Source organism: Dictyobacter vulcani, assembly GCF_008974265.1.
In the GTDB taxonomy this organism is placed as follows: Bacteria; Chloroflexota; Ktedonobacteria; order Ktedonobacterales; family Ktedonobacteraceae; genus Dictyobacter; species Dictyobacter vulcani.
In genome coordinates this window covers 3,718,111-3,732,820 of the sequence record NZ_BKZW01000001.1, presented here as the reverse complement: position 1 = coordinate 3,732,820, position 14,710 = coordinate 3,718,111, and the positions used below count along the sequence as shown (strand labels likewise).

General features: G+C 51.7%; 15 protein-coding genes. 8 read left to right on the top strand and 7 right to left on the bottom strand.

The window, feature by feature from the left end:
- Positions 1 to 30: 30 nt before the first annotated feature.
- Genes KDW_RS33875 through KDW_RS15830 form a run of 3 tightly spaced genes read right to left on the bottom strand, consistent with a single transcriptional unit; the run spans position 31 to position 1,708 of the window.
- Positions 31 to 507: a WapI family immunity protein gene (locus KDW_RS33875; protein WP_233097711.1), complete on the bottom strand. Its 477-nt coding sequence runs from the start codon at positions 505 to 507 to the stop codon at positions 31 to 33.
- A gap of 38 nt (positions 508 to 545) precedes the next feature.
- Positions 546 to 1,061 carry a hypothetical protein gene (locus KDW_RS15835; RefSeq protein ID WP_151756853.1) on the bottom strand — a complete coding sequence of 172 codons (516 nt, stop codon included), beginning with the start codon at positions 1,059 to 1,061 and terminating at the stop codon, positions 546 to 548.
- A gap of 56 nt (positions 1,062 to 1,117) precedes the next feature.
- Positions 1,118 to 1,708, bottom strand: a complete 591-nt coding sequence (locus KDW_RS15830; protein WP_151756852.1) for a DUF4291 domain-containing protein — start codon at positions 1,706 to 1,708, stop codon at positions 1,118 to 1,120.
- Positions 1,709 to 2,265: 557 nt separating this feature from the next.
- Here KDW_RS15830 and KDW_RS15820 point away from each other — a divergent pair.
- From KDW_RS15820 to KDW_RS15795, 6 genes are all read left to right on the top strand, one after another.
- Complete coding sequence (locus KDW_RS15820; RefSeq protein ID WP_151756850.1) at positions 2,266 to 2,580, top strand: Ada metal-binding domain-containing protein; 315 nt, start codon at positions 2,266 to 2,268, stop codon at positions 2,578 to 2,580.
- Positions 2,581 to 2,867: 287 nt separating this feature from the next.
- Positions 2,868 to 3,401, top strand: coding sequence for a GNAT family N-acetyltransferase (locus KDW_RS15815; RefSeq protein ID WP_151756849.1), 534 nt, complete (start codon positions 2,868 to 2,870; stop codon positions 3,399 to 3,401).
- Between the two features lie 364 nt (positions 3,402 to 3,765).
- Positions 3,766 to 4,617 carry a TrmH family RNA methyltransferase gene (locus KDW_RS15810; RefSeq protein WP_198925282.1) on the top strand — a complete coding sequence of 284 codons (852 nt, stop codon included), beginning with the start codon at positions 3,766 to 3,768 and terminating at the stop codon, positions 4,615 to 4,617.
- A gap of 374 nt (positions 4,618 to 4,991) precedes the next feature.
- On the top strand, positions 4,992 to 6,359 hold the full coding sequence (locus KDW_RS15805; protein WP_151756848.1) for a hypothetical protein: 1,368 nt from the start codon (positions 4,992 to 4,994) through the stop codon (positions 6,357 to 6,359).
- A 48-nt stretch (positions 6,360 to 6,407) separates the two neighbouring features.
- Complete coding sequence (locus tag KDW_RS15800) at positions 6,408 to 6,653, top strand: DUF6429 family protein (RefSeq protein ID WP_151756847.1); 246 nt, start codon at positions 6,408 to 6,410, stop codon at positions 6,651 to 6,653.
- A gap of 102 nt (positions 6,654 to 6,755) precedes the next feature.
- A complete protein-coding gene (locus KDW_RS15795; RefSeq protein WP_151756846.1) occupies positions 6,756 to 7,238 on the top strand; it encodes a nucleoside 2-deoxyribosyltransferase in 483 nt (160 codons plus the stop codon).
- Positions 7,239 to 7,334: 96 nt separating this feature from the next.
- Here KDW_RS15795 and KDW_RS15790 read toward each other — a convergent pair whose 3' ends face one another.
- On the bottom strand, positions 7,335 to 7,976 hold the full coding sequence (locus KDW_RS15790; protein ID WP_151756845.1) for a TetR family transcriptional regulator: 642 nt from the start codon (positions 7,974 to 7,976) through the stop codon (positions 7,335 to 7,337).
- Between the two features lie 134 nt (positions 7,977 to 8,110).
- Here KDW_RS15790 and KDW_RS15785 point away from each other — a divergent pair, with 134 nt between their 5' ends.
- Positions 8,111 to 9,709 carry an FAD-dependent oxidoreductase gene (locus KDW_RS15785; RefSeq protein ID WP_162005276.1) on the top strand — a complete coding sequence of 533 codons (1,599 nt, stop codon included), beginning with the start codon at positions 8,111 to 8,113 and terminating at the stop codon, positions 9,707 to 9,709.
- A 493-nt stretch (positions 9,710 to 10,202) separates the two neighbouring features.
- Complete coding sequence (locus tag KDW_RS15780; protein ID WP_151756843.1) at positions 10,203 to 10,991, top strand: DUF899 family protein; 789 nt, start codon at positions 10,203 to 10,205, stop codon at positions 10,989 to 10,991.
- Between the two features lie 292 nt (positions 10,992 to 11,283).
- Here the strand turns inward: KDW_RS15780 and KDW_RS15775 are convergent, their stop codons facing one another.
- The 3 genes from KDW_RS15775 to KDW_RS15765 form a co-directional block, all read right to left on the bottom strand.
- Positions 11,284 to 12,072, bottom strand: a complete 789-nt coding sequence (locus KDW_RS15775; protein ID WP_151756842.1) for an SDR family NAD(P)-dependent oxidoreductase — start codon at positions 12,070 to 12,072, stop codon at positions 11,284 to 11,286.
- A gap of 55 nt (positions 12,073 to 12,127) precedes the next feature.
- Positions 12,128 to 12,955, bottom strand: coding sequence for a MerR family transcriptional regulator (locus tag KDW_RS15770; protein ID WP_151756841.1), 828 nt, complete (start codon positions 12,953 to 12,955; stop codon positions 12,128 to 12,130).
- Positions 12,956 to 13,111: 156 nt separating this feature from the next.
- A complete protein-coding gene (locus KDW_RS15765) occupies positions 13,112 to 13,996 on the bottom strand; it encodes a tyrosine-type recombinase/integrase (RefSeq protein ID WP_151756840.1) in 885 nt (294 codons plus the stop codon).
- Positions 13,997 to 14,710: the final 714 nt, after the last annotated feature.

Below are 14,710 nucleotides of genomic sequence, written 5' to 3'. Positions count from 1 at the left end.
GGGCGCTCCTACGTTGATATGCAAACCTTGCTACGCTCTCAGGGCGCTATCCCCGATATCTTTCTCAAAGGGGTGGGCGCCTCTGAAAAGGGGTATCAGTTGCTCAAACGATCTGATCAGTGTTGGAAGAAGGGAAACATCAATATCAAAGGCAACGCTGAGGTGCTGATCGATACTTTGAGCGCCAGAAGAGATGAACACACTTCGTGTAAGATCGATTTTGGCAATCATATGTCCGACCCGATCGACTGACTGGAAGGAAAGAATAGCTTCACTCGGACTCATGCTGACTAATACGGCTGTCCCCGCACGCTGCTGCTCTAGACGCACCAGATCGGTGAGGAAGACGTGCATGTCATCGATACTCCACCAGACAGAATCCATGCTGGCAGAGAAGCCATGGGCGCTGGCTTCGATCTGGACACGCACACTTGGATAGTAGAGCACATTCACTTCTTGAAGTGTCAAGCGAATAAAGTGTAAATCATCTTCTGATTGAATCCTCATAAAAATTGATCTCTCCCAATAAATACGCGTCTGAGGAATTACTGTTCTGCAACAATATGTCCAGCGCATAGCGCGAGCTTAAATGGTCGCCATCCACCCGGTGGATCCCACTCGCCTTCACCATAGATGATGTTGCCTGCAACACGAATGATTACGACTCCATCAATCCCCAGATGTTCCGTGATCCATTGCAATCGGGCCTGCGCATCAAAGCACAGCAGATCCGAGGCCGATGCGACAAGAAGCGCCTCTTGAAGCGGATAGAGATGCCCAAAGTATCCGCTCAAGGCATGAGAATAGTGCTGTCGCGTCTCAAGAGAGACAAAATGGACCATATCCGCAAAACCGATGACCAACCAGTTGTGCCAGATCTGTATATCAGCGAATCCTCCCGTGTTTCCATACACATCAATCCTCATCACAGGATCTCCGTTCTCCTCCAGCAGGCAATATTGTGATGGAGTTCCAAGCCCACGTGGAACATCCCCGAGAGGCACCGCATCTAGCATCAAGGCGACATCATCAATAGTTTGTACAAAGCGGCAAGTATACATCTATCAGCAACAACCTTTCCATACCCTTGATCATATCCATATCACAATACATGCTACTATCTCATGCCAATGCGCCGGGCAAGGGTTTGTGGCAATGGATACACATGTTCGCCAGGCAGCAAGAGCTTCGCTTTCGCTTCCTTGCCCTCTTGCAAAAGTGTATAGATCTTTCGCACCAGTGGGGTTGCATCTCGAATCTCCATGGTCCATTCATTAACGTACTGTTCAATAATATGGCGGCTCAGCCCCACTTGAATGCTGTTGATAGGAAGGCTTTTGCCCCGGAGCGTTCGTTCTGGATCCCATTGCACGTGGACACGTGCCTGCTCAAATTGCGTGGCCCACTCGTCATAACTGCGATAGACAGAAGGATCATACGCGGTCAACACAGCCTGAGAAAGCGCCTCCTCCCAACCCTGCCGTGTCATGCGAATCGCCAGGATCATTTCCTGACCAGATTTGAGTCCCCAGTTGCTGCGCTCCATGAGCCATAAAAAAGAGGGCTTGATCCAGGTCATGCGATGCATTGAAAACGGGGGAACAAAACGATTGTGCTGTATCGCAGGCAAGGCGATCGCCTTCGCATAGGCCTGATAGACTGTGATCGACCTGCTGTCATACTGAGCGCGAATTTCATTGCTATTCATGTCCACATCTTACACGAAGAATCTCTGATTGCATATCATTTCTCTAGATGCAGGGGATACAATTGAGCTAGTTCTGCTGCATTCACCGACGACAACTCATTGAAGAGTGCTTCAACCTCTGCATTCATTCTCAATCTTTTCTTCTTATTTACGTCCTTCACGTCCTTATTATATCTCTTCCACAGAAGATAGAGGCCAGCCAGCCATAGATAACGGTCGAGTTCTTTGTTTGAACATGATAAAGCGACACGCTGCTTTAATCGCTCTATGTTTTCAACAAAAGTCGTATACGGTGAAGTTGTTCCAACAGTTCGCGCATGTGCTCCCAGATGGTGGGCAACCATTTTTCTTGCAAAAGAGGGATTCTATTCACACGTTTATTGTATGAATAGTTGTTAATCTCTCCTCTCAATATAATCATAGTCTCCTTCTTCATCTTTATAGAAATATTGGCTCCTAATAATACAAACATTGACAATTACAGATTTTATATGCTTAAATCTATCTACTCATTTAAATAATGCAATAGTATTGAAACTACATGAAGGTAGCTAATAATGAAAATGTATACATTAGTCGGCCCCGATGGGAAGCTGTATGAGAGTGCACGGAAGGGTACATTTGGCGGTTATAAAAGAGAAAAAATATATGGCCGCTTCGATTGTCCGAGCGCGAATCGCGCCATCGCCAAAGGTCAATATGTCCAGCATCGCGTCTTTTTCGCCGATGAAATAACAGCCATTGAAGCAGGCTATCGGCCCTGCGGCAACTGTATGAAAGAGCGCTATTCTCTCTGGAAACAGGCCGAGGGACAGGCATCGGGAGACAGGAAGCGCGCACGAGAAATCTATCGTTCGCTATGTGGATATTAATGCGCGGGCTAAAATTATCATTCACGCATCAAACACACGAAATTGATCTCGTTGGCTAGATGTTTCTCATGGATTGAGGAAAATAGGAAGAAGATATAACTATACTTCACAACACCAACAATGATTTTCAAACCACTATGCTAGCACTAGAAAAAGGACTGCAGGTACAACATATCGCGACATTCCCATTCAAAGAATGCAACTATGAAGATAGTAAATTGTGACAGTTACGCAGGTTTTAAGACAAAAAGTGAGCAGGAGCGAAATTGTGAAAGGAAAATGTGAAAATGATACGAGGAGAAAAAATCTATTTACGCCCTTTAAAACGTACTGATATCGCATATCTTCAGAAGCACTTTGATAATCCTGAAGTAATGAGTGAGTTTAACTTCTTTGGTTTCCATGGTTCCGAGGGTATTGAACAAGAATTTAACAAAAATGGTTTTATAAGTGACACGTATGCGCGACTTGCTGTTGTAACACACAGTGAGCAAATAGTAGGAATGGTCGATTATCGACCAGTAAGGCATGGTCCAAGTCAAGGGAATATAGCCTACTTTTTTGGCATTGAATTAGCCAAGGAGCATCGTGGTCTGGGTTATGGAACTGAGGCCCATAAACTCTTAGTGCGCTATCTTTTCGCAACCTACCCGATCGTGCGTATAGAGACACTTACAGATAGTGAGAATAAAGCAGAGCAGAAGACATTAGAAAAGAGTAATTTCACACGTGAAGGAAAGATGCGTCAAGCTCAATGGCGTAAAGGCGCCTGGCATGACATGGTATTATATAGCATTTTACGTCAGGAACAGCCAGAATAAGGATAAATCTCCTTGCTTCTTTCTTGACATCAACCAAGCTTCCTGATACATTTTCATCATGAGATTACGTTATGTACGCATTGTACAAGCAAATGTTCCTGCCTCCTTGCAAGCCTGAGTAGAGCGCTTACAAGGAGGCACGGATCAATATGAAGAGTGTTTCTCTCATATTCGCACTTATGCAGCTTTGATTTGTATAAGTGACAGATTGTTTTGCCCTTTTCTTTTCCTCTTTCGATGCACTTGCACCAGGCTTTCCCCTTTTTGCCACCTCTTTCATTGATAGGCTTGTCCCCTTTTTTCAGAGGTCGGCTGAGATTTTGATTTTATGGTTCCATTTCATCCTGGAAGGCAGGCGTTTCCTATGGCAAAACAACATCACTCTCAGACAGAACGGCACCAGAGCTTTTCTGTCTTTTCCGATACAATCATCACGAACCGAAACAATCCAAAAATCAAGCAAATTCGTGCTCTTCTCAAGCGTTCAGAACGCGAACGAACTGGGCTGGCACTGGTTGAGGGGCTCCGCCTGGTCACGGAGGCGCTACGTTCTCCGCAACGTGTGCGTCAACTCCTCATTGCGCCAGAATTGTTGAGGAGCCGACATGGACAGGCATTGCTGCAAGAACATAGGCAAAAGGGACTTCCTTGCCTCTATGTTAGCAGTGAGGTCTTTCAAAGTTTTTCGCTCAAGGACAATCCTCAGGGCATTGCAGCCGTGGTTTCCCAGCAATGGGAGCAATTGGAACAGGTGAGACTTTCTCCAGAAGAATTCTGGGTTGCTCTGGAAGCTGTGCAGGATCCTGGCAACCTGGGGACGATTCTACGTACCTGTGACGCAACTGGTTGCCGTGGTGTGTTTCTGCTTGATCACACGACCGATGCGTATGATCCGACGGCGCTCCGCGCCAGTATGGGTGCGATTTTCTCGCAGCGCCTGGTCAAAACCTCTTTCCAGGCCTTTGCTAACTGGAAGCGCCTTTACCACTATCCTGTGGTTGGTGCATCCGATGCCGCGGTGGTGAATTACCGGCAGGCCGATTATCCATTACCCATGATCCTCTTGATGGGGAGCGAACGCCAGGGACTTTCATCCGAGCAACAGACTTTGTGTGACTTCATCGTCGGTATCCCGATGCGTGGGAGCAGCGATTCGCTCAACGTTTCTATTGCCACCGCCGTTGTGCTCTATGAGATCCTTCATCATCGGGGATGATGAGTCGTCACCACCATTTGTTGGGGTCCCAACATTTGTTCCCAGCGTTTTCCCCTCTAAAAAAAGAGGGGAGAGCGATTTTAGAAGAACTAAGGAGAATATATGATTCCTGCAAGCAGAGGGGAGTCGTTCAAAACCAATGAGTAAAGGTTTATTCTGAAATCGCGTGTTGATTGTGGTCAGAAGAGACCAATAAGCTCTTCTGACCTGGCAACACTCCCAATATCACATTATTTCTTTCTGGTGATACAATGAGCATGAGATGCAAAGGAAAAGATCGCATCCAAACCTCAGGGAGTATTGACACAGGCAGGAACAATAACACATGCTTCTCCTGAGGATGAGTAATATATCAGATAAGGAAATAAGATCCTGTGGCTCCTTCTTCACACAAAACGATACGCACATCTCAACCAATATTCCTTGATCCGAAGATGATACGTCAGCATATTCGCACACTGATTCGTAACCAGTATCGCCTGCATCCACGAGAGGCAACACGTCAAACTCATGCGGTGCTCAATGAGATCTGGCAGTTCGTGGCGTTTGCTTCCGTACAACTACAAGCGAATGAACAGAGGCAGGCCCTGCTAACACTCAAGGCTGTCACTGATGTCTTGACTGATCAATGGATGCATCTCAATGATATTCATAGTGAGGTCAGCGCTTTCTTTCAGGAACTCACCAGGGTGTGGACCGAGACGGTGCTCCAGGTTGATCTGACGGACACCGAGCGCAAACGTTGGGCGAAACAGGTGACGATCTGGCAAACACGACTTGCCGACTGGCATAGCATACGTGAAGCATTTGCGGTTCCGCAGGCCGCTCTTCGTGAAGGCTGGGATTATAGTCCCCTCCAGCGTATTTTACAAGGGGCAGCGCTCCAAGAGCGAGCCTGGGATGGTGAGATTCCTGCCTATGCGCCTCTCCTCACACAGGCTCGCCTCGTAGTGTTGGAACAACAGGAGAAGTTTCAGGAATACCTGTATCTGGCCAAAGCAGAAGGCCAGACCAGAGCATATGTGACCATGCTCGTGCGACAGAGACAGATCCCGGAAGCGATCTCCTATGGACAGCACCATCTGACAACAGCCGAGGACGCGCTGGCAGTGGCTCAGGCGTTATGGACGCATGGCGCGCGATCAGAAGGTCTTCAGATCGCCGATCTTGGCATCACCCTTGATGGCGACCACGTCCCGCTTGCCATCTGGCTGCGTGATCAATCCTGGCGCATAGGAGAACAGGCACAAGCACTGAAAGCGGGCGAGGTTGCCTTTCAGGGTGAGCCCACACTAAAGCACTATCTCCACCTCACCCATATCGCCGGAACCCAATGGCCCCAATACCGTGCCAGACTCCTGGATAATGCACGCCAGGCTCCTTCTACCACCGATGCGCACGGCTTACTCCAGATCTTCTTACATGAGCATCTCTTTGAGGATGCCATTGCTGTGCTGAAAACGGATCGGCGGCACACGCTGGTGGCACTGGTCGTAGACGCCGCACTCAAAGAGCAGACCGCCCTGGAATGGGTTGTCCAGGCGTGCCGCCAGCAAGCCGAACATATTATGAATGGAGCCAAAGCCTCGTACTATCAGGCCGCAGCCAACTGGCTCACGAAAGCACGGACAGCCTATCACCTTTTAGGACAAGATGACACATGGCACGTCTACCTCAATGATCTGGCAGAACGGCATCAACACAAGTCGAAATTACTGCCACTCTTGAGAGCTTTAGCATAAATGTATTCACGTTCTCACTATAGGTGCAAGATGAGAGGAGTCACCCCCATGGATACCTACAACCAGGACAAGATAGACGAAGTAGTGCTCGCCCTACTACAACTGACGCTCCATGATTCCTACCGCGCCTGGAAAGGATTTGACTGGGATGTCCTCAATAGACTCTACGAGAAGGGATGGATTGAAAATCCCCGGAATAAAGCAAAATCTATCGAGTTCACCCAGGAAGGACTGGCCCAATCCGAGCACTTCTTTGCACATCATTTTGGCCTTGACCATCCATCTGATGAATAGCCTTCCACCATTCCACTGCGGGCAGTCTCGCCACCCACGACAAGGTTAAAACGTCAGTCGTGACCTTGCAGGACGCCTGATACGTTCAGGAAAAAGGAACATATGATGCTTCTTTACTTTGCCGCGCCCCTCTTTTCACGTGCGGAGCGCCTGTTCAATGACGACCTGGCACAGCGCCTGGAAGCGCACGGCTTCACTGTTTTTTTGCCCCAACGAGATGGTGTCGAGAAAAACAAACCACCCTACGACGCCATGCCACCAGAAGAACGCCGACAAGCACTTTTCCACCTCGACACCCAGCAGATTCTGGCCTGTGATATCTTTTTGTTTGTGCTTGATGGCCGGGTCCCCGATGAAGGAGCATGCGTGGAGCTTGGTATCGCCTATTGCCAAAGAACACTTCAGCACAACCGGAAATTGCTGCTTGGTTTACAGACCGACAGCCGAGCAGCGTTCCTGGGTTCGAAACTCAATCCAATGATCCGAGTCCCACTCGATGGAATTGCCCCAGATGAAGACATCTTGTTTGATATGCTCCAACGCTACCAGACAACAGGAAGGATACACGTGTCAGAACAGCGTTGAAGGCATGCTTCTCAAAAAAATTCTTTCTCTTTTCGGCTCCCATCATTTCCAGCACGATGAGACTATTCTCTCATCTACCACACCACCAACCCTTATTTATCCCCTGGAAGCATCGATTCCATGCTCTAATAGAGTGAGACCAGCCATAACCATAGCTGAGAGACCTGCATGGATCTCCTCAGAAGATTCGCCATTCAATCGTCTCCTCTGGTATTCCGCAAAGATCCTTGCATACAGGGTCAGGATCATCTGCGCAACGAGCCGGGGTACGATAGCATCGAATGGCTTCCCCATATCTTCCGCAAAAGCATGGGCGAGATCCTCTTCAACAGATTCGGTCATTTGTCGGCCCCGCGCTTGTAGGGTAGGGCTTTCCCGAATCACCCGGAAGACCTGCTGTCGCGTAGCATCCTGCTCTGGAGGCGATAACGCTCTCATAGGTTCGAGACTGCCGAGCAGCAAATGACGCAGAAAGGTGAGCAATGGTTCTCCTTTCTCGCGCTGACGAACGATTCCTGCCAGGGAAGTCTCCATAGGTTGATGGAGTCCAAAAAAGAGGTCCTCTTTCGTCGGAAAATAATTATAGACAGTATTGACCGACACATCAGCCGCTTCAGCCACGTCCATCACGGTCACCTGCTCAAAGCCACGCGCAATAAAGAGCTCCATCGCGACTCTGGCAATCTTCTCTCGTGTTTGCTGCTTTTTTCGTTCACGTCGTCCTGGTATCTGTGTCATAGGTGCATTGTAGCTCTTTTTGCACTGGACTGCAAGATTGGGTTGACTTTCTTTCTGTATCCCGTTTATACTTAGTGTAACTTAAAAATTTAAGTGACTGCAAAAATAGAAAAATGCAAAAAGGAAAACTAATCATGGCAGATGTCTCTGTTCCGGTTTTGATTGTTGGTGCCGGACCAACCGGCATCTCGACCGCGCTCTTTCTGGCGCAGCAGCAGGTTCCGTATCTCCTCATTGAGCGACATCCAGGTACCGCGATTCATCCCCGGCCGGTTGGCCTGGGAGCGCGGACGATGGAGGTATTGCGTGCGCTGGGGCTTGAAGAGAGCGTCCGGAAGGCAGCCGAGCCGCTCAGTAGGAGCAGGGGTGAGATCTTTGTCGAGACTCTTGCCTCTGCCGACATGGCACAGGTCAAACGCCTGAACCTGGATGGGAAAGATATTGAGACGTTCGACCAGATGAAAGAAGCAGAGCAGGCTATCAGTCCAGCCACAGGCTGTCTGTGTAATCAGGCCGCTCTGGAGCCCGTGTTGTTTGAGACGGCGCGGGAACGAGGTGGAGATCTGCGCCTTCAGACCGAATTACTGTCTTTTGAGCAGGATCAGACGGGTGTGACGGCTCTCGTTGTGGATCGCAAGACGGGAATGCAGCAGCGTATCCGTGCCGACTACCTGGTTGCCACGGATGGGGCGAATAGCCTTGCCCTGCGCACGCTTGCCATCCCCACGAAGAGCTTTACATTGTCACAGATGCATACACTCGCCATCGATTTTCGTGCAGACCTGAGCGACCTGGTACAAGGCCACGAGTTTATCCTCTGTACGATAGAGACCCCTGAAGCGCCGGGCCTGCTCATGGCAATCAATAATCGTGATCGCTGGCTTTTTCAGATGCCCGGATATCTCGAACATGGAGAGGTGAAGATCCCATCGGTCGAGCGTAGCCAGGAGCTGGTTCGCAAAGCGATCGGGATCCCTGATCTTGCGGTAGAAATCATGGGCATTCTCCCCTGGATGCCGCAGGAGAGGCTGGCTGAGCGCTACCAGATGGGGCGCGTCTTCCTGGCTGGCGACGCGGCCCATATTATCCTGCCCACTGGCGGTGTGGGCGCAAATCTGGGCATCCAGGATGGACAGAACCTTGCCTGGAAGCTGGCCGCCGTTCTCCAGGGGTATGCTGATGCCACCTTGCTCTCGACCTACGAGACGGAAAGGCGTCACGTGGCTGGCTTTGCCGCCGAGCAGGAAGAGATCACCGACCGAGAAAAAACGACGGACAACGAGCTACAGGCCCGCTTCGGTTTCTATGCCTCGTCAGCAGTGCTCTCAGGTGAAGAAGGAAGCACACGGGACTATACAGAGCTGAGAGGGCAGCCCGGCTCACGTGTGCCTCACGTGTGGGTAGAGTATCAAAGCCGACGCATCTCAACTCTTGATATTACTGGTCATTATTTCGTCCTACTGACAGGCCTGGATGGAGAAGGCTGGCACAAGGCGGCGCAGGAATGCGCTGCTCACGCTGGCATTGAACTGGCTGCCTATCGTATTGGCCCTGAAGGAGAGCTTGTAGCAAGCGAGGAGAGTTGGCAACAGGCAACCGGATTGCCCGAACATGGGATGCTCCTGGTCCGGCCTGACGGCTTCGTGGCGGCTCGTGTGAGCATTCCTGACGAGGATAGAGGTCGGCAACTTATGGGCATGCTTTCGGCTTTGCATGTGGGTTTGAGCGTGTAGCTCGCGTAGCAAACCCATCGTTCGCTAAAAATGGATCGGGAGCAGGAGCGCATTATTGTTGTAACAGAACAGTTTCTTGAAGACAGACAGCATCCAACCAGACATCCCTGAGGCCCACCTTCTTCATCTTCAAATCAAGCGCCTCCTCTATGGGGTGAAAAACGTACACACCTGGTGGAAAGGGATGCTCTCTCTAGGAGAGTATCCCTTCTTTTGCTACTTCCAATGGGGGCCCGACATAAATTCCCCATAGATTCCGCTAAGGGCAAACAAGCCGTAAGAAAGTTCTGATGGGTTCCGCTAAGTCTTTGCTCCTGGCCTACCACCGACACGTCTTCTCGCACGGGCAGCGGACCGAAGATGTGAGCAAGATCGAAGAAGTTTTTTCACATCGAAGCCGGTAGAATAGGTATACGTGCACATGGGAGTTGCATCTCTGCTCACCAGAAGTCCTCCTAAATGCGCAGCATGGAAAAGAAAGAAGGAGATATCTATGAAGACACCTGATCAGCACCATTTCGCCAGAGGCCTCGACACTTCCGCATGGCCTGCAGTGGTAGACCGGGCTACCTGGCAGGCGCCACTGGACAAACTGCGGGTACGGGAAAAGGCGCACACCCGCGAAGGCGATGCAATCGCGGCGGCTCGCCGACGACTACCGATGGTGGAGGTGGACCCCACTATCACGGTGATCGGCCCGCACGGACCGGTCACGCTCCTGGAGGTTTTCGAGGGGCGAAGGCTTCTGATCGCCTACTATCACATGTGGCACCTCGATCAACCCGCCAGCGGCCAGTGCGAGGGCTGCACCTTCTCCACCACCCACATCAACGAGCTGTCCTATCTCCATTCCCGCGACGTGACCTACGCCACGTTCTGCGAAGGCCCGTACGAGGAGAGTTCGCGCTATCACGACTTCATGGGCTGGACCATGCCCTGGTACTCGGTGCCGCAGGACTCCGTGGACCCGCTGATCGCAGACCGGCACTTCGGCATCCTGGTCAGCTATGTGCGAGACGGTGACCAGGTCTTCGAGACGTACTGGACCACCGGGCGCGGCAATGAAGTGATGGCACCGTCGTATGGACTCCTGGATCGAACCGTCTACGGTCGGCAGGAGTTCTGGGAGGACTCGCCCCAGGGCTGGCCGCAACGGGAAGGCGTGATGCTGCTGGACGGTCGCCCGACCGCCCAATGGTCCCGGCTTGCTGCCGGACGCTCCGACGACCTGGGCACCGGGACTAGCGCCACTGCCCCCGACTTTTGCCAAAACGAGCCGTGACCACGCGGGATGCGCAACGAGCTCGTGTTCCGCCGAAGTTGCCCTCCAGCTCGTTGCACCCTCTTGGGTCTCACTTTTCCACCATTTTTGCTCCTCTGCCATTCCCCTCGTAACGGAAAAATGAAGGACATCTTTCCAGATACCATGTCCTTCACGGGATTTTAGGCGGTTTTTTCTGTCGCGACCCCAAGGGAGCAGCATCACGTTGTCGTCTATTTACCAGCACATCCATGGCCGCAAAGCTGTCAGCGTTGCATCATGGGAGCGAAGGCAAGATGATGGTACGAAAACACTATCCGATCCCCTCGGCAATCGCTGTTCCCATGGGATTCGCCATATCCCATGTGGTGGCCACCAGGCGACGACCGGTCACCCCTGCTGAGGCATCTGAAGCGAGAAACACCGCCGGAGCCTTCATGATCTCTGGCTGCAGCAGGCGCGCTCTCATGTCTTCGGGAACGTCTGAAGGAAGCATGCCGGTGTTGGTTGCCCCTCCTGGGAGCAAAATATTGACACGAATACCGGCAGCGGCAAGATCCTGCGCCCAGATGGCAGAGGCCGCCTCCAGCGCCGCCTTCGAGGGGCCATATGGTGAGAAACCACGCCGCTTCATCGTCTCATAATTCACACTGATATTGAGGATACTTCCTGTGCGCTGCTGCTCTCGCATGCGTGTCACCACGGCGCGGGTCATGTAGAACGGCCCATTGACATTGGTTGCAATGATCATCTGCCATGTCGCAGGGTCTACTTCCCAAAAGTGGGAAGGCTCGGTGAGAAACGATGCATTGACGTATTTCATCCCGCGACCGGCATTATTTACCAGAATATCGATCTGCCCAAAGCGTTGGATCGTCTGATCGACGACCTGTTCGCAAGCTTGTGGGTCTGTCACATCGGCAAGCAGGGGCAGCAGGCGTTCAGACCATCCTTGTTGTGTAAGCTGCTCGAGTTCCGCCTGTTCTCGTGCTGCTGTCACCGTCACTGCTGCCCCTGCTTGCAGATACGCTTCTGCAATCGCTCGCCCTACTCCTCGTCCCGCTCCTGTAACAATCGCAATTTTGCCAGCTAACCTTCCCATATTCGTTTTCCTTTCGTTCTTCTGCTGGTTACGCACGTGTCTGAGCGACTCTCGTTCATGCCAGTTTCTCAACCGGAAACTGGATCTCGGTCAGCGCGTCGTCCAGATTTTCGCCCCGGCGCAGGCGAAGCTTGCGGCGTGATCCAACAATGGTGTAGGCATTATTTTCCATCCAGGTTCCCAGTGCGTGATAGGCCAACGGCGCCAGCGAGGGATGTCCATGATGGAACGTACTCGCCATGTGGGGACACGCTGGCAACTCGCACCGTGTCAGCCGTCCCTCACTCTGTGTGATCAGCGTCGTGGCGTCTCTCGCGTCAACAGGTGCGACAATTTCCACTGAACCCGGAGTGTGCTCGTCCTCACGCCCAGCATGAAGGACGAGCAGATGATCGATGGGTTTGACCCCGGAGCGCTGCAACATACTCTCGATGGCACCAATCCAGTGCGCCTGAGACGCCACATCTGTCGTTGTCAGGTGCAGGGAGACCCCTGTGATCGGCTTGACCGCTTTGAGCACGACTTCATAGGCTGGTAGACACGTGCCTTGCTCAAGAGACCTGAGCCGTGCTTCAATGCGCACAAGTTGCTCCTGTTCAGCCTGGATATGCTGCTGGAGTTGTGCCTGTCTGAGCCACAACATCCCGTGCACTGCCTCAGGAGACATGCCGTCGTCCAGAATCTCGACGATCTGGGTGAGTCCCAGTCCAAGCTCTCTGAACGCGAGAATGCGATGCAGGGACGGCAACTGATCCATGGAGTAAAATCGATAGCCAGTCTCAGGATCGACCTGGATCGGCTTGAGAAGTCCGATCTCGTCATAGTAGCGCAGGGTAGTCATCGACACCTCGGCGAGCCTGGCAAAATCACGAATTTTTAACATCTCATCTCTTCCTGCCCATATACAGATACATGACCAATTCTTGTCACAAGCATACAACGTTCAGGTAGGGTGAAAGTCAAGAGGAGGCATGGGCAAAGCACGCAACGTCTCCATAATCTTCACCCCACTATTTCTCGCACAACGATACGATACCTCTCATCGAAGATAATGATTGAGCACCACACTCTTGCGCTCATGGCCTAAGGCCCGTGAGACCTGGTGCGTGGCCGTCAAGTCATAGTCCGTTGGCTTGAGCCGCTTGCCCGTTGGTGGGAGCGTGCGATCGGGCGCGTGGGACAGGTAGCGTTGCTGTGCTGAGGCGCGTCGATAACTTTGCACGTCCATATCTTTCGGCACATGGTCAAAGACATGCTCATTGGGATCGCGCCCCTGAACCAGGGCTCTGATGGCCGCTTCATATTCAGCAAGGACGGGTACCGTTCTCGCTTTGCCGCCCTTCCCATTTCTGACATAGACTTCTACTGGACCTGTCTCTGGATGACAGCGTACCTCTTTGACCAGGAGATCGCGCAGCTCGGCACGACGCAATCCCGTTGCCTGCACAAACAGGATCTGTGCTGGCCAGTTCGCGGGTTGAAAATGCGTGTCTTGCTTGACCGGGGCACGCGAGCGGGTAATCTTGTTTTGTGCTCGTGAAGGCAGGACCACGTCAGTGGCCAACTGTGGATTGCCAAACACTTTCCGTAAGGCTGACCGCTGCGTCGCCAGGGTATAGGGACTCTTCTGGGCTGCAACCTGCTCTCTGAGATAGCATGTTGCCACTTCATCAAGCCGCTCATACAGGTGTGCCAGACGCCGGATCCCAAAGGTGTCTCGTGCCCAATTGACAAACGCAAACACCTGTTGTTGATAGGTCTTTCGCGTGCTATAGGAATAGATTTTCTCGGTCACAATCGGCCAGCACTGCTCAGGCACGCTGCGGCGCAGTTCTTGCTTTGCCTGATAGCGACTCTGACCAATGGCCATCAAGCTATCCAGTAACAGACGCGTTTCGTAAATGATACTCGGTCGACTTCCCATCTGCCCGGCTCCTCTCAACGAGATTCGATATGCTCATAGATACGCTGCTTTCCACACCACGAGAACGATGGTCAGGGTAAGGAATTCTGCGAGGTCTTAACATCACTCAGGTGCCATCTATCGGTGCCCCGAAACACAGTATCTAGCAGCGAAGCTGTTTATATCCCCATAAAACGGGGAAAATCTTTTCCTCCTGAGGAGCAGAGAAGGACAGCAGATACAGAGCTACAGGAAAACACGCTACCAGGAAACAACAGAAAGAGGTACAATACATGGCACGTCACGCTCAACCATACCGTCCCACCCTCATACAGATGGAACCGGGGAGCGACGCCGCCAGTACCATTACCACTCTCAGTTTCTTTGTGTGCCAAAGCCAGCTCGACATGATCTCTCCTATGCCCACAAGGCATACAAAAGCAGGAGCGAATTGAACCCAAAGGTGGACGAGAAACTCCACATGGTAAAACTGTACACATCGCACAGTATCGTGAAACATATGGCCAGCTCCTTTCCTAAAGATGAGGAGTCATACGCCAGACTGTTACGCTACTAGCATAACAATCACCGTGGGGGAATACAGAGGCAACACAGGGGCAGCAGAGCTGTAGGTTATTCGCGCTCAGTCCAACCGAGAGGATCTCACTGCATGTCTTCACGAGATGCGGGAATACATTCCACCCCTCAATGCACTACGAGCCTGAAAAACGCCGC

Coding starts and splice junctions, on each gene's coding strand:
- KDW_RS33875 (WP_233097711.1), bottom strand. CDS start 507: ATGAGGATTCAATCAGAAGATGATTTACACTTTATTCGCTTGACACTT.
- KDW_RS15835 (WP_151756853.1), bottom strand. CDS start 1,061: ATGTATACTTGCCGCTTTGTACAAACTATTGATGATGTCGCCTTGATG.
- KDW_RS15830 (WP_151756852.1), bottom strand. CDS start 1,708: ATGAATAGCAATGAAATTCGCGCTCAGTATGACAGCAGGTCGATCACA.
- KDW_RS15820 (WP_151756850.1), top strand. CDS start 2,266: ATGAAAATGTATACATTAGTCGGCCCCGATGGGAAGCTGTATGAGAGT.
- KDW_RS15815 (WP_151756849.1), top strand. CDS start 2,868: ATGATACGAGGAGAAAAAATCTATTTACGCCCTTTAAAACGTACTGAT.
- KDW_RS15810 (WP_198925282.1), top strand. CDS start 3,766: ATGGCAAAACAACATCACTCTCAGACAGAACGGCACCAGAGCTTTTCT.
- KDW_RS15800 (WP_151756847.1), top strand. CDS start 6,408: ATGGATACCTACAACCAGGACAAGATAGACGAAGTAGTGCTCGCCCTA.
- KDW_RS15795 (WP_151756846.1), top strand. CDS start 6,756: ATGATGCTTCTTTACTTTGCCGCGCCCCTCTTTTCACGTGCGGAGCGC.
- KDW_RS15790 (WP_151756845.1), bottom strand. CDS start 7,976: ATGACACAGATACCAGGACGACGTGAACGAAAAAAGCAGCAAACACGA.
- KDW_RS15785 (WP_162005276.1), top strand. CDS start 8,111: ATGGCAGATGTCTCTGTTCCGGTTTTGATTGTTGGTGCCGGACCAACC.
- KDW_RS15780 (WP_151756843.1), top strand. CDS start 10,203: ATGAAGACACCTGATCAGCACCATTTCGCCAGAGGCCTCGACACTTCC.
- KDW_RS15775 (WP_151756842.1), bottom strand. CDS start 12,072: ATGGGAAGGTTAGCTGGCAAAATTGCGATTGTTACAGGAGCGGGACGA.
- KDW_RS15770 (WP_151756841.1), bottom strand. CDS start 12,955: ATGTTAAAAATTCGTGATTTTGCCAGGCTCGCCGAGGTGTCGATGACT.
- KDW_RS15765 (WP_151756840.1), bottom strand. CDS start 13,996: ATGGGAAGTCGACCGAGTATCATTTACGAAACGCGTCTGTTACTGGAT.